Genomic DNA, 23,008 nt, shown 5'->3' on the forward strand with positions numbered 1-23,008 from the left:
GCCGCAAGGTTGAGCTATTCCACCCGGGCCGTACCGCCGATGCCGACCACCCAGGCCACCAGCGCGCCGCAGGCCAGCAGCACCACGAGCGCGACCATGCGCGAGCGCAGGTCGTCGCGCGAGGACGGCGCGGGCGCCGCCAGCTCCTTGTCGCCCACCACCATCGGCCGCACCAGGTTCTGCTGCCTGCGATGCAGGTACCACACGACGGCGGCCACATGCAGCACGACGAGGCCGATCAGCAGCCACTGCCCGACCTGCTTGTGATACCAGGTCGCGCGCAGGCCGGCGGCACTCGAGACGAAGCGGTTGAGCGGGCCGGTGAAGGCGATCTCGTCATCGCCGATCAGGCCGGTGGCGACCTGCGCCAGCAGCACCAGCAGCATCGCGAACACCGAGCCCGCGCCGAGCGGGTTGTGGCCCACGAGATGGTCCGGATGCGCGCGTCCGCCGATGTACGCGAGGATGCTCGAAGGCCCGTGCAGGAAGTTCGCGAAGCGGGACCAGTGGCCGCCGATGAAACCCCAGACGATGCGAAACAGCAGCAGCGTGAGCACCGCGTAGCCGAAGCGCGCGTGCCATTGCATCGCGTTGCCGCCGGTGTAGCCCGTGATGACGAGACCGGTCACGAAAAAACAAGTAACCAGTGGAATAAACGAGTGGGCAGGTCCCAGACACGGACGCGATGCGACATGGAGTCCTCTTCTTGTTGGAGGCATGCGACGAAAGCCGTTGTGCGCCGCTGCCGGCTCCTAGTAGATTCCCGGGGTGCCTGCGTCATGCGCGAACTTTTTCACGCACTTCCGTCAACATCAGGCCTACCGGCAATCGCCACTTTAACCAACGGAGAAGAGTTCATGAAGTTTGCTGCCACCCTCGCCGTCGCCGCCGCAGCGTTCACGCTGGCAACCCCCGCCTCCGCCCAGTTCGCGAAGCCGGAAGACGCGGTGAAGTATCGCCAGAGTTCCATGTTCGTGCTCGGCCAGCACTTCGGCCGCATCGGCGCCATGGCCAACGGCCGCGTGCCCTACGACGCGCAGGCCGCCGTTGCGAACGCGGAAGTGGTCGCCGACATGGCCAAGCTGCCCTGGCCCGGCTTCCACGTCAGCACCAAGGACGTGACCCAGACCAAGGCCAAGGGCGAGATCTGGGCCGAGCAGGTCAAGTTCAAGGAAGGCGCCGACAAGATGCAGGCCGAAACGCAGAAACTGCTGGCCGCCGCCAAGACCAACAACCTCGACACCCTGAAGACGCAGTTCGGCCAGACCGCGCAGACCTGCAAGGCCTGCCACGACAACTACCGCAACCAGTGAGCACTGGCGGCACCATGAAGAAAGCCCCGCGACGCGGGGCTTTTTCCTTTGGGCTCGCACCTGCGGATCAGGTCTCCGCCAGCAGCTTCTCGATCAGCTGGTGCAGCTCGCGAAGTTCGGCTCGCCGACATAGCGCTTCACGATCTCGCCCTTCCGGTTCACCAGGTAGGTGGTGGGCGTCAGCTGCACGTCGCCCCAGGCCTTGGCGACGCCGCCGGTGTTGTCGATGGCGACGCTGAAGGGCAGCTTGCGCGTCTGCGCGAAGTTGACGACGTAGCTCGGTGGGTCGTAGCTCATGGCCACGGCCACGTGCTCGTAGCCCCTGGCCTTGTACTTGTCGAAGGTGGAGACCATCTTCGGCATCTCCGCCACGCAGGTGGTGCAGCTGGTCGCCCAGAAATTCACCAGGGCCACCTTGCCCTTGAGGTCGCTGGTGGTCTTCTTCGATCCGTCCAGCAGCACGAAGGTCGTCTCCGGCGCCGCGGACGATCCGCCTGCCACGAAGAATGCGCCCGCTGCCGCGATGGCCAGCGCCGCCGCTCCCAGGATCCACTTGCTCTTGCCCGCCATGTCTGCTCTGCCTTGTGCGCCATGGTGGCGCTGCAGGAAGGATTCTGGCCCAAGGGAAAAGTTCGCGCCGCGCGCCGCCTGCTTGACCCCTGGCAAGGCCCGCTCAGGCGCAGGCCACCAGCATGCGCGCCAGCTCCTGCGGCGCGCTCACCATCGGGTCGTGCCCGGTGGCCAGTTCGTGCACGCGGATGCCGCCGCCCGCGGACCAGGCGCCGTCCCAGAAGTTCGCATCGCGCACGCGCGGGCGGATCGAATCGATGGTGCCGAGGCGCGGCTGCACGCAGTCGATGAAGGTGCGCGGCACGGCCGCCACGCGCTTCGGGTCGAACTGCAGTGCCGCCTGGTAGGTGTGGCCGGGATGCGGCGTCTGGCGGCGCTGCACCCAGGCGTGGTCTTCGGCAGCCAGGCCGAACACCGCGGGATCGGGCGCGGGGAAGCTGTAGTCGTCGGAGGCCTTGGCGGCGGCGAGGCGCGCCTCGCGCGTGGCGCTGGCGTGTGTGCTGCTCCAGCTCTCGCCCGGCTTGGGCACCACCGCGTCCACGTACACCAGGTGCTTCAGGCGCTGCGGCATGCGGTCGGCGATGGCCGTGCCTATCATGCCGGCGTACGAGTGCGCGGCCAGCACCACGTCCTGCAGCTCCTCGGCCTCGATCAGGCCGGCGACGTCGGCGATGTGCGTCTCCAGCGTGATGAGCGGCGACATCAGGTGCGCCCGCTCGCCCACGCCGGTGAGCGTCGGCGCGAACGCACGGTGCCCTTGCGCATGCAGCGCATCCACCACCCGCCGCCAGCACCAGCCGCCATGCCATGCGCCGTGCACGAGAACGAAGTTCGCCATCAGATCACCTCCTGGGCGCGCAGCGCCGCAATGCGTCCGGCATCCCAGCCCAGGACTTCCGCCAGCACCTGGCCGGTGTGCTGCCCGAGCAGCGGCGGCGGGATGTCCGTGCGGACCGGCGTGCCACTGAGTTTGAGGGGACTCGCAACCAGGTCCAGCGCACCGGCGAGCGGATGATCCCACCGGTGCACCATGCCGCGGCCGCGCACCTGCGGGTCGGCGAACACTTCGGCCAGGTTGTTGATCGCGCCGCACGGCACCTTGGCCGCCTCCAGCGCCGGCAGCCAGTCGTACTTGCGCCGCGTCTTCATCACTTCTTCCAGCAGCGGCACCAGCACGGCGCGGTTGCGCACGCGGTCCTGGTTCTTGGCGAAGCGCGGATCGCCGGCGAGCTCGGGCCGGCCCGCCACCTGGCAGAACTTGGCGAACTGGCCGTCGTTGCCCACGGCCAGGATGATGTGGTCCTTGCTGCCGTCGGCCGCGGGTGCCACTTCGAACACCTGGTAAGGCACGATGTTCTGGTGCGCGTTGCCGGCGCGGCCCGGCGCCTTGCCGCTCACGAGGTAGTTGGCGCCCAGGTTGGCGAGCATCGCCACCTGCGTGTCCAGCAGCGCCATGTCCAGGTGCTGGCCTTCGCCGGTGCGCTCCGCGTGGCGCAGCGCCGCGAGGATGCCGACCGCCGAATACATGCCGGTGAAGAGGTCGGCTACCGCCACGCCCACCTTCTGCGGGCCGCCGCCCAGGTCGTCGCGCTCGCCGGTGATGCTCATGAGCCCGCCCATGCCCTGGATCGCATAGTCGTAGCCGGCGCGCTCGCGGTAGGGACCGGTCTGGCCGAAGCCCGTCACGCTGCAATACACGATGCGCGGATTGATGGCGCGCAGCGCCTCGTAGTCCAGGCCGTAGCGCGCCATGTCGCCGACCTTGAAGTTCTCCACGAACACCTGGCAGTGCTGCGCCAGTTCGCGGATCAGCGCCTGGCCCTCGGGCCGCGCGATGTCGCAGGTGACCGAGCGCTTGTTGCGGTTGGTGCCCAGGTAGTAGGCCGCTTCCGCCGTGTCCTCGCCCGCGCGGTCCTTCAGGAAGGGCGGGCCCCAGGTGCGCGTGTCGTCGCCGGTGCCCGGGCGTTCGATCTTGATCACGTCCGCGCCCAGGTCGGCCAGCGTCTGCGTGCACCACGGGCCCGCAAGCACGCGGGACAGGTCGAGCACGCGGATTCCATCGAGAGCATTCATGCGCTCCATTATGGGGAAACGGATAATGGGCGCAGCGGACGCCAGAGCCGCGCATCCCTCCATCCAGGAAGCTCATGTCCCTGCTCGCGCGCCGCCAGGTGGTGGCCGTCTTCCTTGCGTTCGCCTTCACGTACTTCTTCTCCGCACTGCTGCGGGCGATCACGGCGACCCTGTCGCCGACGCTGACGCAGGAGTTCCAGCTGCAGGCCGGCGACCTCGGCCTGCTGGCGGGTGGCTATTTCCTCGGCTTCTCGGCCATGCAGCTGCCGCTGGGCACCTGGCTGGACCGGCACGGGCCGAAGAAGGTGCTGGTGTGGTTCCTCGGCGTGGCGGTGGTCGGCTGCCTGGTATTCGCCTTCGCCACCAACTTCTCCACCTTGCTGGCGGCGCGCGTGCTGTGCGGCGCGGGTGTGGGAGCCTGCCTGATGGCGCCGCTGACCGGCTTTCGCCGCTGGTTCAGCCCGCAGGTGCAGTTGCGCACCAATTCCTGGATGCTGATGACGGGCTCCTTCGGCATGCTGGCCTCGACACTGCCTGTGCAGTGGCTGCTTCCGGTGGTCGGCTGGCGGCCGCTGTTCTGGGGCCTGGCCGTGCTGCTGGTGGTGGCGATCGCGGTGATCGCGCTGGTGGTGCCGAACTGGCAGGCCGTGCCGCACGAGCCCGGCAGCGAGCCCGGCAGCTACCGGGCCGTGTGGCGGCACCCCTATTTCTGGCAGATGTCGCCGATCGGCTTCTTCAACTACGGCGGCATGATCGCCGTGCAGACCTTGTGGGCCGGGCCGTGGATGGTGCGCGTGACCGGCTTCGACCCGCTCGCGTCCGCCGCCGGACTGTTCACCATCAACATCGCCATGCTGGTGACCTTCTGGACCTGGGGCCTGGTCACGCTGCGCCTGCAGCGGCGCGGGCTGGACGCCGACCGGCTGATCGCCTGGGGCACGCCGCTGAGCCTGCTGGCGCTGGCCGCGCTGATCCTGGCGGGGCCGCAGGCCGGGCCGCTGATGCTGGCCTTGTTCTGCGTCAGCACCACCTTCGTCGCCCTGGCCCAGCCCTCGGTCGGCATGGCCTTCCCGGCCTCGCTGGCCGGCCGGGCCCTGTCCGGCTACAACCTGGTGATCTTCGGCGGCGTGTTCGTCGTGCAGTGGGGCATCGGCCTGCTGATCGACGGCTTCGGGGCCCTCGGAATGGACGTGGTCAGCGCATTCCGTGCCGCCTTCGCCACGTACCTGGTCGCCAACGTGCTGTCCTATGGCTGGTTCCTGTGGAGCAGAAGCCATAATCGGCAGCAAAGCCCATGAACGCCATCCTGCTGATCGCCCACGCGCCCCTGGCCAATGCCTTGCGGCAGTGCGCGCTCCACGTGTTCCCCGACTGCGGCGAGCATGTCGTGGCGATCGACGTGCAGCCCAACCTGTCGCCGGACGAGACGCTGGGCGCCGCGCGCATCGCGCTCGACCAGCTGGGCCGCCTGCCGCAGATCAAGGGCGTCCTGGTGCTGGCCGACATCTTCGGCGCCACGCCGAGCAACGTGGCCCAGAAGCTCGTGGACGGCGTGTCCTCGCGCCTGATCACGGGCGTGAACTTGCCCATGCTGCTGCGCTCGGTGAGCTACCGCCACGAGTCGCTGGACACGCTGGTGTCGCGCGCGGTGGTCGGCGGCACGCAGGGCGTGATGCAGGTGGCGATCACGGCGCCGCAGAACCAGCCTCGACGCAACCATGATCAAGAAGAACACGACCATCAACAATAAGCTGGGACTGCATGCCCGCGCCTCCGCCAAGCTCACCAAGCTGGCGGGCAGCTATCCCTGCGAAGTCTGGATCAGCCGGGGAGCGGCGGGTGAACGCCAAGAGCATCATGGGCGTGATGATGCTGGCCGCGGGCATGGGCACGGAAATCACGCTGGAGACCAGCGGCGACAAGGAGCAGGAAGCGATGGACGCTGCTGGCGCTGATCCACGACAAGTTCGGGGAGGGCGAGTGACCTTCTCCGTCCATGGCATCGCGGTCGCGCGTGGCATCGCCATCGGGCGCGCCGTGGTCATGGGCTCGGGCCGCGCCGACGTGGTCCACTACTTCATCCAGCCCTCGCAGGTCGAGGCGGAGATCGAGCGCATCCGCGCCGGCCGCAATGCGGTCGTCGACGAGATCCACCGGCTGCAGCAGACGATCACGACCATGGGGCCCAAGGAAGCCCCGCACGAACTGTCCGCGCTGCTGGACGTGCACCTGATGCTGCTGCAGGACGAGGAGCTGATCAGCGGCATCAAGCACTGGATCACCGACCGCCTGTACAACGCCGAATGGGCGTTGACCACCCAGCTGGAAGCGCTGTCGCGCCAGTTCGACGAGATGGAGGACGAGTACCTGCGCGAGCGCAAGGCCGACCTCGAGCAGGTGGCCGAACGCATCCTGCGCTACATGAAGGGCATGCCCTCGCCCGTGCAGCAACCGGCGCCGCGCCGCAAGACGCAGCAGGACCTGCTGCTGGACGACAGCGTGGACGTGCCGCTGGTGCTGGTGGCGCACGACCTGTCGCCGGCCGACATGCTGCAGTTCAAGCAGAGCGTGTTCGCCGGCTTCGTCACCGACGTCGGCGGCAAGACCTCGCACACCGCGATCGTCGCGCGCAGCCTGGACATCCCGGCGGTGGTCGGCGCACGTTCGGCCAGCAACCTGGTGCGGCAGGACGACTGGGTGATCATCGACGGCGACACCGGCGTGATGATCGTGGACCCCTCGCCAATCATCCTGGCCGAGTACGGCTTCAAGCAGCGCCAGGTGGAGCTGGAACGCGGCCGCCTGGGCCGCCTGCGCCACACGCCCGCCGTCACGCTCGACGGCCAGAAGGTGGAGCTGCTCGCCAACATCGAGCTGCCCGAGGACGCCGAGGGGGCGCTGCGGGTGGGCGCGGTCGGCGTCGGCCTGTTCCGCAGCGAGTTCCTATTCATGGGCCGCGGCATCGGCGACATGCCCGACGAGGAGGAACAGTACCTCGCCTACCGCAAGGCCGTGGAGGGCATGCAAGGGCTGCCGGTGACCATCCGCACGCTCGACGTTGGCGCGGACAAGCCGCTGGACGAGAAGCCGCGCGACGAGGCGCACCTGAACCCCGCGCTGGGCCTGCGCGCGATCCGCTGGAGCCTGGCGGAGCCGGAGATGTTCCGCACGCAGCTGCGCGCCATCCTGCGCGCCTCGGCGCACGGCAAGGTGAACATGCTCATCCCCATGATCGCGCACGCCACCGAGATCCGGCAGACGCTGTCGCTGATCGACTTCGCGCGGGCCGAGCTCGACAACCGCGGCGTGCCCTACGGCAACGTGCCGATCGGGGCGATGATCGAGATCCCCGCGGCCGCGCTGTCCCTGCGCACCTTCCTGAAGTACTTCGACTTCCTGTCGATCGGCACCAACGACCTCATCCAGTACACGCTGGCGATCGACCGCGCCGACGAGTCGGTGGCCCACCTGTACGACCCCTGCCACCCGGCGGTGCTGCGCCTGATCGCCGGCACCATCTCCGAGTGCGTGCGCCAGGGCAAGGGCGTCAGCGTGTGCGGCGAGATGGCGGGCGACACGCAGTTCACCCGCCTGCTGCTCGGCCTGGGGCTGCGCAGCTTCTCCATGCACCCGGCGCAGATCCTCGCGGTCAAGCAGGAGGTGCTGCGCGCGGACGCCGGCCGGCTGGCGCCGTGGTCGCGCGAAGTCGTGGACTCCGAGGACCCTGGGCTGGCGCTGTCCGCCTGAATTCGCCGAGTCGATCTACCATCGCTCCCAACCAACAGGGAGCATGGACATGAAGCTGGATGCAGGTCCTTTTCGGTGGCTGTTCGCGGCTGCGCTGCTGCTGGCGCTGGCTGCCTGCGGCGGGGGCGGCGGCGGCGGCAGTGGCGAGATTCGCACGATCAGCCCCGGAGGCGCGGCGCTGCAGGGCACGTGGCTGCGCACCATCACCTTCCAGGGAGGGACGGTCGGCGCCACCTCCACGCAGCTCACGGTGACGGCAGCGGACGTGCCGACCGAAAGCGAGGCCGGCGCGTTCACGACCAGCACGGCCGCGGCATTGCAGGCGGGCCGGTTCCCGAACAAGACGGTGACCGCCAATGGCAGCACGATCTCGGTCACCGACCCCGACAGCGGCTTCACCGTGCAGGTGCACGGCCTGTCGATCACCAACTACGTGGGCTGCGGCTCCTGCGCAGTCGGCACGGCCGTCACCCTGACGATCACCGCCGACCTCACGGAGGGAGGACTGTTCGACGGGACCACGTTCACCACGGTCCGGCACAACGTGGTGCTGACCCTGCGCTACGAACGCGTCTCCTGACCAGGCGTCAGCGCGCCCGCGTCCCCAGCACCGCCGCACCGATGATCAGCGCCCCGGCGAACGCGATGCTCGCCGTGAACGCGCGTCCGGTGACCAGCACCAGCAGCGTGGTCGAAGCCAGCGGCGTGAGGTAGCTGAGGATGCCGATGTGGCGCGCGTCGCCGGTCTTCAGCGCCTTGTCCCAGAGGAAGAAGGCGGCGCCCAGCGGCCCCAGCCCCATCAGCGCGATGAACAGCCAGTCCCGTGAATGCAGCGTGGTCGCGGGCTCCAGCAGCGCATGGCAGGCGAGCGACAGCAGGCCCGAGACCAGGCCGAACAGGCCGATCGCCGCCGTCGGGAAGGCCGGCACGCGCCGCGTCCACAGCGAGTAGCTGGCCCAGATGAAGGCGGAGGCCAGCGCCGGCAGGTAGCCCCAGGACCAGGTGCCGCTGGCGCTGCCCGCGCCGAGGATGGCGATGGCCGCGCCGGCAAAACCGGCCAGCCCGGCCACCACGTGCGCCGCCTTCAGTCGCAGGCCCGGCAGGAACACCGGCGCCAGCACCACGATCAGCAGCGGCCACAGGTAGTTCACCAGGTTCGCCTCTACCGGCGGCGCCACGCGGAAGGCGATGAACAGCAGGAAGTGGTAGCCGAACAGGCCGTAGAGGCCCAGGGCCAGCGTGCGCGCCGGCACCTTCCACTGGCGCGCGAGCGGCCAGGCCGGCACGCTGCCGATCACGAGGGCCAGGCCGGTGAGCAGGAAGGGCGGGACGTGGCGCAGGGTGACGGCCAGCGAGGCGAGCGAGGCCCACAGCGCGATGGCACCGAGCGCGTAGAGCTTGGAATGCATGGGGCGCGAGCTTAGCGCGCCCGCCGGGCAGGGCCTCAGCCCTGGCCGTCGACCGCCACGCCCGCCGCGTGTGCCTGCTGGTCCGCGTGATAGAGAGTTGCGCACCATGGCGCCCACGGCGGCATGCGAGAAGCCCATCTCGTGGGCCTTCTGCTCGAACATCTTGAAGGTGTCCGGGTGCACGTAGCGGCGCACCGGCAGGTGCGAGGTGGTCGGCGCGAGGTACTGGCCGATGGTGAGCATCTCGATGTCGTGCGCGCGCATGTCGCGCATGGTCGCCAGGATCTCCTCGTCGGTCTCGCCCAGGCCGACCATCAGGCCGCTCTTGGTGGGGATGGCGGGGAACATCGCCTTGAACTTCTTCAGCAGGTTCAGGCTGAACTGGTAGTCGGAGCCGGGACGCGCTTCCCGGTACAGGCGCGGGATCGTCTCCAGGTTGTGGTTCATCACGTCCGGCGGCGCCGCCTTCAGGATCTCCAGCGCGCGGTCGTCGCGGCCGCGGAAGTCGGGTACCAGCACCTCGATCGTGGTGCCGGGCGAGAGCTCGCGGGTCTTGCGGATGCAGTCGACGAAATGGCCGGCGCCGCCGTCACGCAGGTCGTCGCGGTCCACGCTGGTGATCACCACGTACTTGAGCTTCAGGGCGGCGATGGTCTCGGCCAGCTTCTGCGGCTCGTTGGCGTCCAGGGGATCCGGGCGCCCGTGGCCCACGTCGCAGAAGGGGCAGCGGCGCGTGCACTTGTCGCCCATGATCATGAAGGTGGCCGTGCCCTTGCCGAAGCACTCGCCGATGTTGGGGCAGGAGGCTTCCTCGCACACGGTGTGCAGCTTCTGCTCGCGCAGGACCTGCTTGATCTCGTAGAAGCGCGAGCTCGCGGAGCCCGCCTTGACGCGGATCCAGTCCGGCTTCTTGAGGATCTCGCCCTGCTCCACCTTCACCGGGATGCGCGAGAGCTTGGCGGCCGCCTTCTGCTTGGCGGTGGCCTCGTAGGTCTCGACGGACTGCGCCTCGCGCACGACGTTGCTGGAGCTCATGGGGGTCCTTGCGGGTCAGGAGAGCAGCGCCTCGAGCTTGTGGCCCAGCAAAGCGGCAGCCTCATTCCATGTGGTGGAAACGCCGATTGTAGAAAGGTCCACCGTCCGAAGTCCTGCGTAACCGCAAGGGTTGATCCGTTCGAAGGGTTGCAGGTCCATGGACACGTTCAGGGCCAGGCCGTGGTAGCTGCAATGGCGGCTCACCTTGATGCCCAGGGCGGCGACCTTGCCGAGGCCGGCGAAGGGGTCGCCGCCGGGCGCCGGGCCGGTCAGCGCCTCGTGCGAGGACGGGTCGGCCAGCCGGACGTAGATGCCGGGGGCGCCCGCCACCCGATGGCCGGTCACGCCGTATTCGGCCAGGGTGCGGATCACCGCTTCCTCCAGCCGGTACACGTACTCCTTGACGAAGTAGCCGGCGCGCTGCAGGTTCACCAGGGGATAGGCGACCACCTGCCCGGGGCCGTGGTAGGTGACCTGGCCGCCGCGGTTGGTGGAGACCACGGGGATGTCCCCCGGATCGAGGACGTGGTCGGCCTTGCCCGCGAGCCCCTGCGTGAACACCGGCGGGTGTTCGCAGATCCAGAGTTCGTCGGGGGTGCCGGCGACGCGGCCTTCGGTGAAGGCCGCCATCGCCTGGTACGTGGGCAGGTAGTCCACCCGCCCCAGCACCTTGACTTGCATGGTGCTTACAGGACGACCTTGACCATCGGATGCGAGGTCAGCGCCATGTAGATGGCGTCGAGCTGCTCGCGGCTGGTGGCCGTGATGGTGATGGTGACGCCCAGGTAGTTGCCCTTGCTGCTGTCACGCAGTTCCACCGTCGATGCGTCGAAGCTCGGGTCGAACTGCGCCGCGATCTGCGTGACGGCGTGCACGAATCCATCCACCTTCGCGCCCATCACCTTGATGGGGAAGCGGGACGGATATTCGATGAGCGACTCCTTGCCGGCGGCGGCAAGGGACTTGGGCGGGAAGATGGAAGCGGACATTCTGGTCAGGAGCGTTTGGCTTGCTGGTAGCCTGAGAACAGCCTGTCGTAGATGGGGCCGGGCCGGCCGTTTCCAACTGGCTGTCCGTCCAGCGTCGTGCACGGCAGGATCTCCTTGGTGGCCGACGACAGCAGGATCTCGTCGGCCGCGAACACCTCCTCGCGGCTGACGCGGCGCAGCTCGAAGGGGATGCCGGCCTTGTCGCACAGGTCTTCCAGCAGGCCGTAGCGGATGCCTTCCAGCACCAGGTTGTCCTTCGGCGGGCCGAGCACCACGCCGTCCTTCACCACCCACACGTTCGAGGCCGCCGCTTCGCTGAGCCAGCCGTCGCGGAACATGATGGTCTCGTTGCCGCCCACGTCCGCGCTCATCTGCCGCGAGAGCACCGCGCCGGCCAGGCTGGTGCTCTTGATGTGCGCCTTCTTCCAGCGGAAATCGTCCGCCGTGACGCACATGACGCCCTTGGCCCGCTCCTCGGGCGTGTAGATGTACAGGCGGTTGACCATCGCGAACACCGTCGGCTCGATGTCCGACGGCATCACGTGGTCGCGCATCGCCACGCCGCGCGTGACCTGCAGGTACACCAGCTGGTTGGTCTCCGCCGGCTTCTTGCCGACGTGCTTCGCATAGGCGGCCACCAGGTCGTCCACCAGCTTGCGCCAGGAAGCGCGGTCCAGTGGGTTGCGGATGCGCAGCTCGCCCAGGCTGCGGTCCAGGCGGTTCATGTGTTCCTCGAAGCGGAAGGGGCGGCCGTCGTAGGCGGGCACCACCTCGTAGACGCCGTCGCCGAAGATGAAGCCGCGGTCCAGAACGCTCACCTTGGCTTCGCGGACCGTGCTGAATTCGCCGTTGAGGTAGCAGGGCAGGGCAGGGATGTCGTCACGCATGGCGTCATTCTCTCCGGTTCACGGATTCGCAGGCTGGCGGCGAGCGCCAGCGAACCCCAGCGCTGGGGTTCACGCTGTCGCGTTCACCGCCAGCCTACCGGATCAACGCCACAACAAGACCGCTGCGATCGCCAGCCACCCCAGCCCCAGGTTCACCTTCACCAGCATCGCGATCTGCCCGGCGCGCTTGCCGCCTTCCGGCCACTCCTGCGCCGCCACTGCGCGCTGCATGCGCCGCCACGGCCCGAAGAAGATGTGGCCGAACACCAGCACCATCAGCACGCCCAGTCCCGCCATCGCGTGCCAGCCGCGCGGCGCCTGCGCGCCAGGCACCTGCATCAGCAGCGGCCCGCCGGTGGCCAGCAGCACCACGATGCTGGCGATCACCACGACGAAGAAGCGCCGCAGCACCTGCACCATCAGCGGCAGGCGCTGCGGCGGCTGCAGCTGCGCGTGCAGCGCGGGGCGCAGCGCGAGCACCACGAAGGCCATGCCTCCCATCCAGAAGATGGCGGCGGCGAGATGCAGGAACAGGAGCAGGTTGCGCATGGAATTCCAGGGAGCGGAGGCCGCGGATTGTGCGCGCGCCGGCGGCGCGATGCGGCCCCGGCGTCTGAGCGGCATCAGGGGGCTTGGGGACGGCGGGGGTTTCTACTTATAATGGGAGGCTTTCCGAAATTTTCAGGACTTACAGCGGCGGTCCATGCCAACCAGAAGAATCGCCCCGCTGCCTGAAGAAGACACTCAGGAATCCCCGGTCCAGCCGCTGAGCGCCGACGAGGCGCGCCGCGTGCGCGAACTGAACCCCCGGTATCCCCGTGGTGGGTGGTGGTGGGACAGGCCGGGGTGGGGGTCGTGGCCGGGCTGGCCGCCTGGCTCCACCGGGAAGCACAACGTCGGATGGTCCGTCGCGTACGGAGCTCTGGCCGTGTTGATTCCCGCGGCGGTGTTCGCCCGGGGACTGACCGGAAAGTTTGCATCGCTCAATGCAGGGACGGCGGCAGTCGGATTCCTGCTGTGGGAGATGGTGAAGATCGCCTTGACGCTGGCTTTGATAGCCCTGGCGCCGAGGCTGGTGGCGGGACTGAGCTGGCCGGCATTGCTGATCGGCTTGGTCCTGGCGATGAAGGTTTACTGGGTTGCCCTGGCGTTCGTGCCGCGGCCCAAGACGAAATCGAGCTAAAGAAACATGGCTGCTGACAGCGCTGCCGCGGCGCACGGTCCGACCGCGGGTGAATACATCGTCCACCACCTGACGTTCTGGCAGAACAAGAAGCCGGCCAACGTCGTCGACTTCACCGTCTTCAACTGGGACTCGCTGTTCTGGGCGATCCTGATCGGCGTGGTCACCTGCTTCTTCCTCTGGAAGGCCGCGCGCAAGGCGACGCCGGGCGTGCCGGGCCGTTTCCAGGCCGCGGTGGAGATCCTGGTGGAGATGGTCGACTCCCAGGCCAAGGGCATCGTCCACAACGCCCAGAGCCGCAAGTTCGTGGCGCCGCTGGCGCTGACCGTGTTCGTCTGGATCTTCATGATGAACGCGATGGACCTGCTGCCGGTCGACCTGATCCCGTACATCTGGGAGCGCATCTACGGCGCCGCCGGCGGCGACCCGCACCACGCCTACATGCGCGTCGTGCCCACCGCCGACCTCTCCGTCACCATGGGCCTGTCCCTGTCCGTGCTGCTGGTGTGCCTGTTCTACAACGTGAAGATCAAGGGCCTGGGCGGCTGGATCCACGAGCTGTTCACCGCGCCCTTCGGCAGCCACCCGCTGCTGTGGCCCTTCAACTTCCTGATGCAGATCATCGAGTTCGTCGCCAAGACCGTCTCGCACGGCATGCGACTGTTCGGCAACATGTACGCCGGCGAACTGATCTTCCTGCTGATCGCCCTGATGGGCGGCGCCTGGTCGCTGTCCGCCACCGGCATCGGCCTGGCCATCGGCCACATCATCGCGGGCTCGGCCTGGGCGATCTTCCACATCCTGATCATCACGCTGCAGGCCTTCGTGTTCATGATGCTGACGCTCGTCTACGTCGGCCAGGCCCACGACGCGCACTAAAGAAACCCGAACCGCGGCCCCCGGGGCCGCGCAAGAAGAACCCTTCGTTTCCCTTTTCTCTCGTCAACCAAAGTCCTTAGGAGCAATCATGGAAGTTATCAGCTTTGTCGCCCTGGCCGCCGGCCTGATCATCGGTCTGGGTGCCATCGGCGCCTGCATCGGCATCGGCATCATGGGCAGCAAGTACCTGGAGTCGGCCGCGCGCCAACCCGAGCTGATGAACGAGCTGCAGACCAAGATGTTCCTGCTGGCCGGCCTGATCGACGCGGCCTTCATCATCGGCACGGGTATCGCGCTGTGGTTCGCCACCGCCAACCCGTTCCTGGGCCAGATCGCCAACCTGCCGAAGTAAGAAGTCCCATCCTTTCGCCAACCCATTCCCTGGAGCCCAGCGCCCCGGGAGCAAGGATGAAAAAGTGAGCATCACCGGCACCCTCATCATTCAGGTGATCGTGTTCCTGATCCTGGTCGGGTTCACGATGAAGTTCGTGTGGCCGCCGATCGCCGCCGCGCTCGACGAGCGCGCCCGCAAGATCTCGGAAGGCCTCGCTGCCGCCGACAAGGCGAAGTCCGAGCTGGCCGCCGCCGACAGGCGCGTGGAACAGGAGCTGGCGAATTCGCGCAACCAGACCGCCGCCCTGCTGGCCGACGCCGAGCGTCGCGCGCAGGCGATCGTCGAGGAAGCCAAGGGCCGCGCCACCGAAGAGGCCAACAAGATCATCGCCGCCGCCCGTGCCGAGGCCGAGCAGCAGACGGTGAAGGCCCGCGAGGCGCTGCGCGAGCAGGTCGCCGTGCTGGCGGTCAAGGGCGCCGAGCAGATCCTGCGCAGGGAAGTCAATCCCGGCGTGCATGCCGAGCTGCTCAGCCGCCTGCAGACCGAGCTGGCGTAAGGACAAGCCATGGCCGAACTCGCCACGATCGCCCGTCCCTACGCGGAAGCGCTGTTCAACGCGTCGCAGGGCGACCTGAACGGCGCCGCGCAATGGCTGGACGCGCTCGCCTCCGTGGCGGGCAATGCCCAGCTGCTGCAGTACGCCGGCAACCCCAAGGTCCGCGACCAGCAGGTGTTCGACCTCATCTCCGACGTCGCGCGCGTGCAGCTGCCCCCGCGGGGCAGAACTTCCTGCGCACGGTGATCGAGAACGGCCGCCTCGCGGCGCTGCCCGAGGTTGCCCAGCAGTTCCGCGAGATGAAGAACGCGCAGGGCGGCTCTTCCGACGCGGTGGTGTACAGCGCCTTCCCGATCGCGGGCGAGCAGCTGGGCGCCGTTGCTCAGGCACTCGAGAAGCGTTTTGGCCGTAAGCTCAATCTCACCGTGCAGGAAGACCCGTCCCTCATCGGCGGCATCCGCGTGGTGGTGGGCGACGAGGTGCTGGACACCTCGGTGAAGGCACGCCTGGAACAAATGAAAGTCGCGCTGACGGCTTGATGCCGCAGCCTCCTAAGGACAGAGTCATGCAGCTCAATCCCGCTGAAATTTCCGAACTGATCAAGAGCCGGATCGAAGGCCTGGCCGCCAGCGCCGACATCCGCAACCAGGGCACCGTGCTGTCCGTGACCGACGGCATCGTCCGCGTGCACGGCCTGTCCGACGCCATGGCCGGCGAAATGCTGGAATTCCCGCCCACCGCCGATGGCACCCCGACCTTCGGCCTCGCGCTGAACCTCGAGCGCGACTCGGTCGGCGCGGTGATCCTGGGCGAGTACGAGCACATCTCCGAGGGCGACACCGTCAAGTGCACGGGCCGCATCCTGGAAGTGCCCGTCGGCCCGGAACTCATTGGCCGCGTGGTCAACGCCCTGGGCCAGCCGATCGACGGCAAGGGCCCGGTCAACGCCCGCATGACGGACGTGATCGAGAAGGTCGCCCCCGGCGTGATCGCGCGCAAGTCGGTGGACCAGCCGGTGCAGACCGGCCTGAAGTCGATCGACTCGATGGTGCCGATCGGCCGTGGCCAGCGCGAGCTGATCATCGGCGACCGCCAGACCGGCAAGTCCGCCGTCGCGGTCGACACGATCATCAACCAGAAGGGTCAGAACATGACCTGCGTGTACGTCGCCATCGGGCAGAAGGCGTCCACGATCAAGAACATCGTGCGTTCGCTGGAAGCCAACGGCGCGATGGAATACACCATCGTCGTCGCCGCCTCGGCCTCCGAGTCGGCCGCCATGCAGTACGTCTCCGCGTACTCCGGCTGCACGATGGGCGAGTACTTCCGCGACCGCGGACAGGACGCACTGATCATCTATGACGACCTGTCCAAGCAGGCCGTCGCCTACCGCCAGGTCTCGCTGCTGCTGCGCCGTCCCCCGGGCCGCGAAGCCTACCCCGGCGACGTGTTCTATCTCCACTCCCGCCTGCTGGAGCGCGCCGCGCGCGTGAACGCCGACTACGTGGAAGCCTTCACCAAGGGTGAAGTCAAGGGCAAGACCGGCTCGCTGACCGCGCTGCCGATCATCGAGACGCAGGCCGGCGACGTGTCCGCGTTCGTGCCGACCAACGTGATCTCGATCACCGACGGCCAGATCTTCCTGGAAACGTCCCTGTTCAACGCCGGCATCCGTCCCGCCATCAACGCGGGTATCTCGGTGTCGCGCGTCGGCGGCGCCGCCCAGACCAAGCTGATCAAGTCCCTGTCAGGCGGCATCCGTACCGACCTGGCGCAGTACCGTGAACTGGCCGCCTTCGCGCAGTTCGCGTCCGACCTGGACGCGGCCACGCGCAAGCAGCTCGATCGCGGCGCCCGTGTGACGGAACTGCTCAAGCAACCCCAGTACAGCCCGCTGCCCATCTCGCTGATGGCCGCCTCGCTGTTTGCGGTGAACAAGGGCTATTTCGACGACCTCGACGTCAAGCGCGTCCTGGCCTTCGAAAGCGGCCTGCACGGCTGGCTGAAGGACAAGCACGCTGCCCTGCTGCAGAAGCTGGAATCCGACAAGGCGATGGACAAGGACGCCGAAGGCCAGCTGACCGCTGCCATCGAAGCGTTCAAGAAGACCTTCGCTTAAGTCGCCCGCAACCAAGGAAGACGGCAATGGCTGCAGGCAAGGAAATTCGCGGCAAGATCAAGTCGGTGGAGAACACCAAGAAGATCACCAAGGCCATGGAAATGGTGGCCGCGAGCAAGATGCGCAAGGCGCAGGAGCGCATGCGCTCCGCGCGTCCTTACAGCGAAAAGGTTCGCAACATCGCCGCCAACCTCGGCAAGGCCAACCCGGAGTACACGCACGCGTTCATGAAGACGAACGACGTGAAGGCTGCGGGCATCATCGTGGTCTCCACCGACAAGGGCCTGTGCGGCGGCCTCAACACCAACGTGCTGCGCGCCGTGACCCAGAAGCTGCGCGAGCTGCAGGGCCAGGGCGTGGCGATGCAAACGGTGGCCATCGGCAACAAGGGCCTGGGCTTCCTGAACCGCATCGGCGCGCAGGTGGTGTCGCACGTCACCCAGCTGGGTGACACGCCGCACCTCGAGCGCCTGATCGGCCCGGTGAAGGTGCTGCTGGACCAGTACGCGGAAGGCAAGCTGAACGCCGTGTACATCTCGTACACCAAGTTCATCAACACGATGCGCCAGGAGCCGGTGGTGGAGCAGCTGCTGCCGCTGTCGGCCGCCAAGATGGAAGCGGAGTCCAAGGCCAGCGCCGGCGGTGCCGAGCACGGCTGGGACTACATCTACGAGCCGGACGCGCAGACGGTCATCGACGACCTGCTGCTGCGCTACGTCGAGGCGCTGGTGTACCAGGCGGTGGCCGAGAACATGGCTTCCGAGCAGTCCGCGCGCATGGTGGCCATGAAGGCCGCCACCGACAACGCGGGCAACCTCATCGGCGAACTCAAGCTGGTCTACAACAAGACGCGCCAGGCCGCGATCACGAAAGAGCTTTCGGAGATCGTGTCTGGGGCGGCGGCTGTTTAAATATTCGGAGCGAAAAGATGGCTCAAGTCCAAGGAAAGATTGTCCAGTGCATCGGCGCCGTCGTCGACGTCGAGTTCCCGCGCGAGCACATGCCGCGCGTGTACGACGCGCTGAAGATGGAAGGCACCGCGCTGACGCTGGAAGTGCAGCAGCAGCTGGGTGACGGCGTGGTGCGCACCATTGCGCTGGGTTCGTCCGACGGCCTGCGCCGCGGCTCGATGGTGTACAACACCGGCGCCGCGATCACCGTGCCCGTGGGCAAGGCGACGCTCGGCCGCATCATGGACGTGCTGGGCAACCCGATCGACGAGCGCGGCCCGGTCGACCAGGCCGTGACCATGCCGATCCACCGCAAGGCCCCGGCGTACGACGAGCTGTCGCCCTCGCAGGAACTGCTGGAAACCGGCATCAAGGTGATCGACCTGATCTGCCCGTTCGCCAAGGGCGGCAAGGTCGGCCTGTTCGGCGGCGCCGGCGTGGGCAAGACCGTGAACATGATGGAGCTGATCAACAACATCGCCAAGGCCCACTCCGGCCTGTCGGTGTTCGCCGGCGTGGGTGAGCGTACCCGCGAAGGCAACGACTTCTATCACGAGATGGCCGACTCCGGCGTCGTGAAGCTGGACAACCTGGCCGAGTCGAAAGTGGCCATGGTGTACGGCCAGATGAACGAGCCCCGGGCAACCGCCTGCGCGTGGCGCTGACCGGCCTGACCATCGCCGAGTCCTTCCGCGACGAAGGCCGCGACGTGCTGTTCTTCGTGGACAACATCTACCGCTACACGCTGGCCGGCACCGAAGTGTCCGCGCTGCTGGGCCGGATGCCTTCCGCCGTGGGCTACCAGCCGACGCTGGCCGAGGAAATGGGCCGCCTGCAGGAGCGGATCACGTCGACCAAGGTCGGCTCGATCACCTCCATCCAGGCCGTGTACGTGCCCGCGGACGACCTGACCGATCCGTCGCCCGCCACCACCTTCGCCCACCTGGACGCCACCGTGGTGCTGTCGCGCGACATCGCCTCGCTGGGCATCTATCCCGCCGTGGACCCCCTGGACTCCACCAGCCGCCAGGTCGACCCGAACGTGGTCGGCCAGGACCACTACGAGACCACCCGCGCCGTGCAGTCCACGCTGCAGCGCTACAAGGAACTGCGCGACATCATCGCGATCCTGGGCATGGACGAACTCGCGCCGGAAGACAAGCTGGCCGTGGCCCGCGCCCGCAAGATCCAGCGTTTCCTGTCGCAGCCCTTCCACGTGGCCGAAGTGTTCACCGGCTCGCCCGGCAAGTACGTGCCGCTGTCGGAAACCATCCGCGGCTTCAAGATGATCGTGGCCGGCGAGTGCGACCACCTGCCGGAGCAGGCCTTCTACATGGTCGGCACCATCGACGAGGCCTTCGAGAAGGCCAAGAAGATCGCGGCGTAAAGACCATGGTCGATACCACGCACACCATCCACGTCGACGTGGTGAGCGCCGAGGAGTCGATCTTCTCCGGCGAGGCGCGCTTCGTCGCGCTGCCGGGTGAAGCCGGCGAGCTCGGCATCTATCCGCGCCACACGCCGCTGATCACGCGCGTGAAGCCCGGCTCGGTGCGCATCGAGCGCGCCGATGGTGGCGAGGAGTTCGTCTTCGTCGCCGGCGGCATCCTGGAAGTGCAGCCGAACCGCGTCACCGTGCTGTCCGACACCGCCATCCGCGGCAAGGACCTGGACGAGGAAAAGGCCAACGAGGCCAAGGCCGCCGCCGAGGAAGCCCTGAAAAACGCCAAGAGCGACATCGACCTGGCCAAGGCACAATCGGAACTCGCCGTCATGGCCGCCCAGCTGGCGGCCCTGCAGAAATATCGGCAAAAGAAGTAAGCGACGAAATAAGAACGGGCTAAAAACCAGCCCCTAAGCCCCGTGCCGCAAGTCACGGGGCTTTTTTATGGCCGGGTTGGCGCTACGATGCCGTCCAGCATGGCCGATACCCCGCACACCTTCCACGTCGACGTGGTCAGCGCCCAGGAGTCCATCTACTCGGGCGAGGCGCGCTTCGTGGTGCTGCCCGGCGAAGCGGGCGAGCTGGGGATCTACCCGCGCCACACGCCGCTGATCACGCGCGTGAAGCCGGGCTCCGTGCGCATCGAGAAACCGGACGGCAGCGAGGAGTTCGTGTTCATCGCCGGCGGCATCCTGGAGGTGCAGCCCCATCGCGTGACGGTGCTCTCCGATACGGCGATCCGCGGCAAGGACCTGGACGAGGAAAAGGCCAACGAGGCGCGCGCCGCTGCCGAGGAGGCCCTGCGCAACGCGAAGTCGGAGATCGACCTGGCGAAGGCGCAGTCGGAACTCGCCGTGATGGCCGCGCAGATCGCCGCGCTGCGCAAGTACCGCCAGAAGAAGTAGCCGCCGTGCGCCCGCCTGCCTGCGGGAGCTGCTCGTCGATCCCGCGGAGCACCCGCGGGGCCTGCCGCACCTGAGTGCCGCCAGCGGGCTGGTGCAGACCGGGCGCCACCTCTACGTGGTGGCCGACGACGAGCACCACCTGGGCGTCCTGCAGGCGGACGGCGAGCAGCCGGTGCAGCTGGTGCGCCTGCTCCCGTCCGACCTCCCGCAGGACAAGGAGCAGCGCAAGCGCCGCAAGCCGGACCTCGAGGCGCTGGCCCTCCTGCCGCCCCATGCAGCGTGGCCGCACGGCGCGCTGCTGGCGCTCGGCTCCGGGTCCCGCCCGCAGCGCTGCCGCGCGGTCCTGCTGTTGCTCGATGCGCACGGCGCGATCGCGGGCGAGCCGCGTGTGCTGGATGTCGCCGCACTGTATGCGCCGCTGCGCGAGCGCTTCGGCGACCTCAACATCGAGGGCGCCTTCGCATCGGGTACGGGCCTGCACCTGCTGCAGCGTGCGAACCAGGGTGCGGCGGTAAACGCCTGCATCGCCTATCCGCTGGCGGACATCGTGCAATGGATCGCGCAGGGTGGAGCCCTCCCGCCGGCGACCATCACGCCCTTCGAACTCGGGACGGTGCAGGGCGTGCCCTATGGCTTCACGGACGGGGCCGCGCTGCCCGGCGGCGGCTGGATCTTCAGCGCGGTCGCCGAAGACACCCCCGACAGCTATGCCGACGGCCGCTGCGCCGGATCGGCCCTCGGCACGGTGAACGCCGACGGCACCCTGCTGTCCCTGGAGCCCCTGCCCGGTGCCCACAAGGTCGAAGGGATCGCGCTGCTGCCCGATGGCCGGCTGCTGATGGTCACCGATGCCGATGATCCCGGCCAGGCCTCGGCGCTGCTGGAGTGGCGCGCTCAGGCGGCCAGCGACTCCATCAGCGCCGGGATTTCCGCCGGCAGCTCGCGCGCGAGGTAGCCGACGATGCCCACGCGCTGCGCGAGGTTCTCGCCGGCGCGGGCATGCAGTGCCACGCCCCACACGGCGGCCTGTTCCGGGGTCGCGCCCCGGGCGGCCAGCCCCGCGATGATGCCGGCCAGCACGTCGCCCGAGCCGGAGGTGCCCAGGCCCGGCGCGTGCGCGCAATGCAGCCAGCTGCGCGCATCGGGCGCGGCCACGCAGGTGGTCGGCCCCTTGAGCGCCACCACCGCGTTCCAGCGGCCGGCATAGCGCAGCGCCATGGCGTGGGGCGCTTCCTGCGCATCCGACTTCTCCGCGCCGGTCAGGTGCGCCATCTCGCCGGCGTGGGGGTGAGAATCACCGGCTGCGCGAAGCGGGTGCCTGCGCGCACCGCGTCCATCGCCAGCGCATCGAGCACCACGGTCGCCTCCGTGCACAGGGGCAGCAGCGCGCGCACGAAGGCCAGCGTGGAGGCCTCGCCGATCATGCCCGGCCCGGCCACCAGCGCAGCGGTCGCGCCGGCGATGGCCTGCAGCGCCTCCAGTCCCGCCAGCGCGGGGCCGCCGTCGGCCTCCTCGGGCAGGGCGATGACCCGTGCTTCCGGCAGCGCAGCCACCAGCGTCGGCACGGCGGACTCCGGCGTCGCGATCACCAGCTTGCCGGCGCCGGCGCGCAGGGCCGCGATGCCCGCCAGCGCCGCGGCGCCGGGCATCTCGCGGCTGCCCGCCAGCACCAGCACGCGGCCGCGCCGCTCCTTGTCGCCGTCCTTCGCCGCTTCGGGCAGCGGCCAGCCGCGCAGCAGCACCTCGTCCACGGTGATGCAGGCCTGCCCGCTCATGGCTTGGGTGCCGCCGGTGCGTCGGCCTCCACGGTGACGGGCGCGCCGGCCTCCAGCAAGGGCACCACGAAGTTCACCAGGTCCGGCCGCAGGCAGTGCCCTTCCAGGTCCAGCTGGTACGAGGTCACCGCGCAGTTGGGCACGTCGGCCATGCGGTCGATCTCCAGGATGCCGGCCTCGTCGAGGTTCTCGATCAGGTAGCGCATGCAGTTGACGATCACCTGGTGCGCGACGACCAGCACGCGCTCGCCGCCGCCGTGCTCGCGCGTCACCATCTCGGTCAGGCTGCGCAGGCGCAGGATCACGTCGCACCAGCTCGCGCCCCCGGGCGGGCGGAAGTAGAACTTGCCGACGTGGCTGCGCTGCTCGTGCAGCTCGGGGTACTTCTGCCGGATGCCGTGCTTGGTGAGCCGGTCCAGGATGCCGAATTCCTTTTCGCGCAGGCGCTCGTCGATGCGCAGGCGCACCTGCTCGCCTTCGCGCAGGCCGGCTTCCTGCATCAGCAGGCGGGCGGTGTCGCGCGCGCGCACGTAGGGCGAGCACAGGATCACCTGCGGCTGGTCCGCGCGCGGCAGCTTGCCGAACCAGCGGCCCAGGGCCCGCGACTGCTCCACGCCCAGCTGCGACAGCGGGGTGTCGATGTCGCGGAACTCGATGTCGATCAGCACGTGGCCGGCCTCCTCGGCGGCGTCGCGCGCGACGTTGCCGGCGCTCTGTCCGTGGCGGGCGACCCAGAGGGTGCGGGGCCAGTTCTCTTTCATGGCTTGCGTTGGATCAAGGCCTGCCAGTGTGGGCCCGCCGGCGGCCTCCGGCCTGTCCACCACGCTTGGCGGAAGGTGT

23 protein-coding genes and 6 pseudogenes are annotated in these 23,008 nt (G+C 68.3%); 17 read left to right on the forward strand and 12 right to left on the reverse strand.

Annotated features, from left to right (window positions below; translation table 11 throughout):
- Positions 1-14: 14 nt before the first annotated feature.
- Positions 15-629 carry a cytochrome b/b6 domain-containing protein gene (locus HK415_RS20770; protein ID WP_373684623.1) on the reverse strand — a complete coding sequence of 205 codons (615 nt, stop codon included), beginning with the start codon at positions 627-629 and terminating at the stop codon, positions 15-17.
- A gap of 228 nt (positions 630-857) precedes the next feature.
- Here HK415_RS20770 and HK415_RS20775 point away from each other — a divergent pair, with 228 nt between their 5' ends.
- Positions 858-1,313 (forward strand): c-type cytochrome, encoded by a 456-nt coding sequence (locus HK415_RS20775; protein ID WP_171562580.1) that lies wholly within the window; start codon positions 858-860, stop codon positions 1,311-1,313.
- A gap of 67 nt (positions 1,314-1,380) precedes the next feature.
- Here HK415_RS20775 and HK415_RS20780 read toward each other — a convergent pair.
- The 3 genes and pseudogenes from HK415_RS20780 to HK415_RS20790 all read right to left on the reverse strand — a co-directional run bounded on the left by HK415_RS20780 (position 1,381) and on the right by HK415_RS20790 (position 3,956).
- A pseudogene (locus HK415_RS20780) lies at positions 1,381-1,883 on the reverse strand (TlpA family protein disulfide reductase).
- Positions 1,884-1,986: 103 nt separating this feature from the next.
- Entirely contained in the window at positions 1,987-2,721 is a 735-nt protein-coding gene (locus HK415_RS20785; RefSeq protein WP_171562582.1) for an alpha/beta fold hydrolase, read from the reverse strand.
- Positions 2,721-3,956 carry a CaiB/BaiF CoA transferase family protein gene (locus HK415_RS20790; protein ID WP_171562584.1) on the reverse strand — a complete coding sequence of 412 codons (1,236 nt, stop codon included), beginning with the start codon at positions 3,954-3,956 and terminating at the stop codon, positions 2,721-2,723. The genes HK415_RS20785 and HK415_RS20790 overlap by 1 nt, the downstream gene beginning before the upstream one ends.
- Before the next feature lie 74 nt (positions 3,957-4,030).
- On the opposite strand from HK415_RS20790, the gene HK415_RS20795 reads away from it, so the two are divergent.
- From HK415_RS20795 to HK415_RS20815, 5 genes and pseudogenes are all read left to right on the forward strand, one after another.
- Positions 4,031-5,254, forward strand: a complete 1,224-nt coding sequence (locus tag HK415_RS20795) for an MFS transporter (protein WP_171562586.1) — start codon at positions 4,031-4,033, stop codon at positions 5,252-5,254.
- Positions 5,251-5,706, forward strand: a complete 456-nt coding sequence (locus HK415_RS20800; RefSeq protein ID WP_171562588.1) for a PTS sugar transporter subunit IIA — start codon at positions 5,251-5,253, stop codon at positions 5,704-5,706. The genes HK415_RS20795 and HK415_RS20800 overlap by 4 nt, the downstream gene beginning before the upstream one ends.
- Positions 5,675-5,940: pseudogene (locus HK415_RS20805) on the forward strand (HPr family phosphocarrier protein). Before HK415_RS20800 ends, HK415_RS20805 begins: the two are co-directional and overlap by 32 nt.
- The gene (gene ptsP / locus HK415_RS20810) at positions 5,937-7,703 is read left to right on the forward strand and encodes a phosphoenolpyruvate--protein phosphotransferase (protein ID WP_171562589.1); all 1,767 of its coding nucleotides are present in this window, start codon (positions 5,937-5,939) and stop codon (positions 7,701-7,703) included. Before HK415_RS20805 ends, ptsP begins: the two are co-directional and overlap by 4 nt.
- Positions 7,704-7,752: 49 nt before the next feature.
- The gene (locus HK415_RS20815) at positions 7,753-8,283 is read left to right on the forward strand and encodes a hypothetical protein (RefSeq protein ID WP_171562592.1); all 531 of its coding nucleotides are present in this window, start codon (positions 7,753-7,755) and stop codon (positions 8,281-8,283) included.
- Positions 8,284-8,290: 7 nt separating this feature from the next.
- Here the strand turns inward: HK415_RS20815 and HK415_RS20820 are convergent, their stop codons facing one another.
- The 6 genes and pseudogenes from HK415_RS20820 to HK415_RS20845 all read right to left on the reverse strand — a co-directional run bounded on the left by HK415_RS20820 (position 8,291) and on the right by HK415_RS20845 (position 12,572).
- The gene (locus HK415_RS20820; RefSeq protein ID WP_171562594.1) at positions 8,291-9,112 is read right to left on the reverse strand and encodes a DMT family transporter; all 822 of its coding nucleotides are present in this window, start codon (positions 9,110-9,112) and stop codon (positions 8,291-8,293) included.
- Between the two features lie 35 nt (positions 9,113-9,147).
- Positions 9,148-10,147, reverse strand: a pseudogene (lipA, locus tag HK415_RS20825) (lipoyl synthase).
- A gap of 15 nt (positions 10,148-10,162) precedes the next feature.
- Positions 10,163-10,828: a lipoyl(octanoyl) transferase LipB gene (gene lipB / locus HK415_RS20830; protein WP_171562596.1), complete on the reverse strand. Its 666-nt coding sequence runs from the start codon at positions 10,826-10,828 to the stop codon at positions 10,163-10,165.
- Between the two features lie 5 nt (positions 10,829-10,833).
- Positions 10,834-11,136: a YbeD family protein gene (locus HK415_RS20835; RefSeq protein ID WP_171562598.1), complete on the reverse strand. Its 303-nt coding sequence runs from the start codon at positions 11,134-11,136 to the stop codon at positions 10,834-10,836.
- A gap of 5 nt (positions 11,137-11,141) precedes the next feature.
- A complete protein-coding gene (locus HK415_RS20840) occupies positions 11,142-12,023 on the reverse strand; it encodes a D-amino acid aminotransferase (RefSeq protein ID WP_171562600.1) in 882 nt (293 codons plus the stop codon).
- A gap of 102 nt (positions 12,024-12,125) precedes the next feature.
- The gene (locus HK415_RS20845) at positions 12,126-12,572 is read right to left on the reverse strand and encodes a CopD family protein (RefSeq protein ID WP_171562602.1); all 447 of its coding nucleotides are present in this window, start codon (positions 12,570-12,572) and stop codon (positions 12,126-12,128) included.
- Between the two features lie 154 nt (positions 12,573-12,726).
- On the opposite strand from HK415_RS20845, the gene HK415_RS27295 reads away from it, so the two are divergent.
- The 11 genes and pseudogenes from HK415_RS27295 to HK415_RS20900 all read left to right on the forward strand — a co-directional run bounded on the left by HK415_RS27295 (position 12,727) and on the right by HK415_RS20900 (position 21,348).
- Positions 12,727-13,206 carry an ATP synthase subunit I gene (locus tag HK415_RS27295; protein WP_373684624.1) on the forward strand — a complete coding sequence of 160 codons (480 nt, stop codon included), beginning with the start codon at positions 12,727-12,729 and terminating at the stop codon, positions 13,204-13,206.
- A gap of 6 nt (positions 13,207-13,212) precedes the next feature.
- Complete coding sequence (gene atpB / locus HK415_RS20855) at positions 13,213-14,085, forward strand: F0F1 ATP synthase subunit A (RefSeq protein ID WP_171562605.1); 873 nt, start codon at positions 13,213-13,215, stop codon at positions 14,083-14,085.
- An 88-nt stretch (positions 14,086-14,173) separates the two neighbouring features.
- Complete coding sequence (gene atpE, locus HK415_RS20860) at positions 14,174-14,437, forward strand: F0F1 ATP synthase subunit C (protein ID WP_112189215.1); 264 nt, start codon at positions 14,174-14,176, stop codon at positions 14,435-14,437.
- A 64-nt stretch (positions 14,438-14,501) separates the two neighbouring features.
- Positions 14,502-14,975 (forward strand): F0F1 ATP synthase subunit B, encoded by a 474-nt coding sequence (locus HK415_RS20865; RefSeq protein WP_171562607.1) that lies wholly within the window; start codon positions 14,502-14,504, stop codon positions 14,973-14,975.
- A gap of 9 nt (positions 14,976-14,984) precedes the next feature.
- Positions 14,985-15,514, forward strand: a pseudogene (locus HK415_RS20870) (F0F1 ATP synthase subunit delta).
- 26 nt (positions 15,515-15,540) lie between these two features.
- Positions 15,541-17,094, forward strand: a complete 1,554-nt coding sequence (atpA, locus tag HK415_RS20875) for a F0F1 ATP synthase subunit alpha (protein ID WP_171562609.1) — start codon at positions 15,541-15,543, stop codon at positions 17,092-17,094.
- 26 nt (positions 17,095-17,120) lie between these two features.
- Positions 17,121-18,005, forward strand: coding sequence for a F0F1 ATP synthase subunit gamma (gene atpG, locus HK415_RS20880; protein ID WP_171562611.1), 885 nt, complete (start codon positions 17,121-17,123; stop codon positions 18,003-18,005).
- A 17-nt stretch (positions 18,006-18,022) separates the two neighbouring features.
- Positions 18,023-19,431 (forward strand): annotated as a pseudogene (atpD, locus tag HK415_RS20885) (F0F1 ATP synthase subunit beta).
- Between the two features lie 5 nt (positions 19,432-19,436).
- The gene (locus tag HK415_RS20890) at positions 19,437-19,865 is read left to right on the forward strand and encodes a F0F1 ATP synthase subunit epsilon (RefSeq protein ID WP_171562614.1); all 429 of its coding nucleotides are present in this window, start codon (positions 19,437-19,439) and stop codon (positions 19,863-19,865) included.
- A gap of 99 nt (positions 19,866-19,964) precedes the next feature.
- Positions 19,965-20,393, forward strand: a complete 429-nt coding sequence (locus HK415_RS20895; protein WP_171562616.1) for a F0F1 ATP synthase subunit epsilon — start codon at positions 19,965-19,967, stop codon at positions 20,391-20,393.
- Positions 20,394-20,463: 70 nt separating this feature from the next.
- Entirely contained in the window at positions 20,464-21,348 is an 885-nt protein-coding gene (locus HK415_RS20900; RefSeq protein WP_373684664.1) for a DUF6929 family protein, read from the forward strand.
- On the opposite strand, the pseudogene HK415_RS27300 reads toward HK415_RS20900, so the two are convergent.
- Together HK415_RS27300 and HK415_RS20910 are read right to left on the reverse strand one after the other, a co-directional pair.
- A pseudogene (locus HK415_RS27300) lies at positions 21,288-22,168 on the reverse strand (NAD(P)H-hydrate dehydratase). The gene HK415_RS20900 and the pseudogene HK415_RS27300 overlap by 61 nt on opposite strands.
- Complete coding sequence (locus HK415_RS20910) at positions 22,165-22,929, reverse strand: histidine phosphatase family protein (protein WP_171562618.1); 765 nt, start codon at positions 22,927-22,929, stop codon at positions 22,165-22,167. The pseudogene HK415_RS27300 and the gene HK415_RS20910 overlap by 4 nt, the downstream one beginning before the upstream one ends.
- Between the last annotated feature and the right edge of the window lie 79 nt (positions 22,930-23,008).

This window comes from Ramlibacter montanisoli (assembly GCF_013087525.1).
Lineage (GTDB): Bacteria > Pseudomonadota > Gammaproteobacteria > Burkholderiales > Burkholderiaceae_C > Ramlibacter > Ramlibacter montanisoli.

Excerpts from the sequence above, each read along its gene's own strand:
- HK415_RS27295 (WP_373684624.1), top strand. The coding sequence starts at position 12,727 with ATGCCAACCAGAAGAATCGCCCCGCTGCCTGAAGAAGACACTCAGGAA.
- atpG (WP_171562611.1), top strand. The coding sequence starts at position 17,121 with ATGGCTGCAGGCAAGGAAATTCGCGGCAAGATCAAGTCGGTGGAGAAC.
- HK415_RS20835 (WP_171562598.1), bottom strand. The coding sequence starts at position 11,136 with ATGTCCGCTTCCATCTTCCCGCCCAAGTCCCTTGCCGCCGCCGGCAAG.
- lipB (WP_171562596.1), bottom strand. The coding sequence starts at position 10,828 with ATGCAAGTCAAGGTGCTGGGGCGGGTGGACTACCTGCCCACGTACCAG.
- HK415_RS20800 (WP_171562588.1), top strand. The coding sequence starts at position 5,251 with ATGAACGCCATCCTGCTGATCGCCCACGCGCCCCTGGCCAATGCCTTG.
- HK415_RS20895 (WP_171562616.1), top strand. The coding sequence starts at position 19,965 with ATGGCCGATACCCCGCACACCTTCCACGTCGACGTGGTCAGCGCCCAG.
- HK415_RS20775 (WP_171562580.1), top strand. The coding sequence starts at position 858 with ATGAAGTTTGCTGCCACCCTCGCCGTCGCCGCCGCAGCGTTCACGCTG.
- HK415_RS20790 (WP_171562584.1), bottom strand. The coding sequence starts at position 3,956 with ATGAATGCTCTCGATGGAATCCGCGTGCTCGACCTGTCCCGCGTGCTT.
- atpB (WP_171562605.1), top strand. The coding sequence starts at position 13,213 with ATGGCTGCTGACAGCGCTGCCGCGGCGCACGGTCCGACCGCGGGTGAA.
- HK415_RS20815 (WP_171562592.1), top strand. The coding sequence starts at position 7,753 with ATGAAGCTGGATGCAGGTCCTTTTCGGTGGCTGTTCGCGGCTGCGCTG.
- atpA (WP_171562609.1), top strand. The coding sequence starts at position 15,541 with ATGCAGCTCAATCCCGCTGAAATTTCCGAACTGATCAAGAGCCGGATC.
- HK415_RS20820 (WP_171562594.1), bottom strand. The coding sequence starts at position 9,112 with ATGCATTCCAAGCTCTACGCGCTCGGTGCCATCGCGCTGTGGGCCTCG.
- HK415_RS20795 (WP_171562586.1), top strand. The coding sequence starts at position 4,031 with ATGTCCCTGCTCGCGCGCCGCCAGGTGGTGGCCGTCTTCCTTGCGTTC.
- HK415_RS20785 (WP_171562582.1), bottom strand. The coding sequence starts at position 2,721 with ATGGCGAACTTCGTTCTCGTGCACGGCGCATGGCATGGCGGCTGGTGC.
- HK415_RS20910 (WP_171562618.1), bottom strand. The coding sequence starts at position 22,929 with ATGAAAGAGAACTGGCCCCGCACCCTCTGGGTCGCCCGCCACGGACAG.
- HK415_RS20845 (WP_171562602.1), bottom strand. The coding sequence starts at position 12,572 with ATGCGCAACCTGCTCCTGTTCCTGCATCTCGCCGCCGCCATCTTCTGG.
- atpE (WP_112189215.1), top strand. The coding sequence starts at position 14,174 with ATGGAAGTTATCAGCTTTGTCGCCCTGGCCGCCGGCCTGATCATCGGT.
- HK415_RS20840 (WP_171562600.1), bottom strand. The coding sequence starts at position 12,023 with ATGCGTGACGACATCCCTGCCCTGCCCTGCTACCTCAACGGCGAATTC.
- HK415_RS20890 (WP_171562614.1), top strand. The coding sequence starts at position 19,437 with ATGGTCGATACCACGCACACCATCCACGTCGACGTGGTGAGCGCCGAG.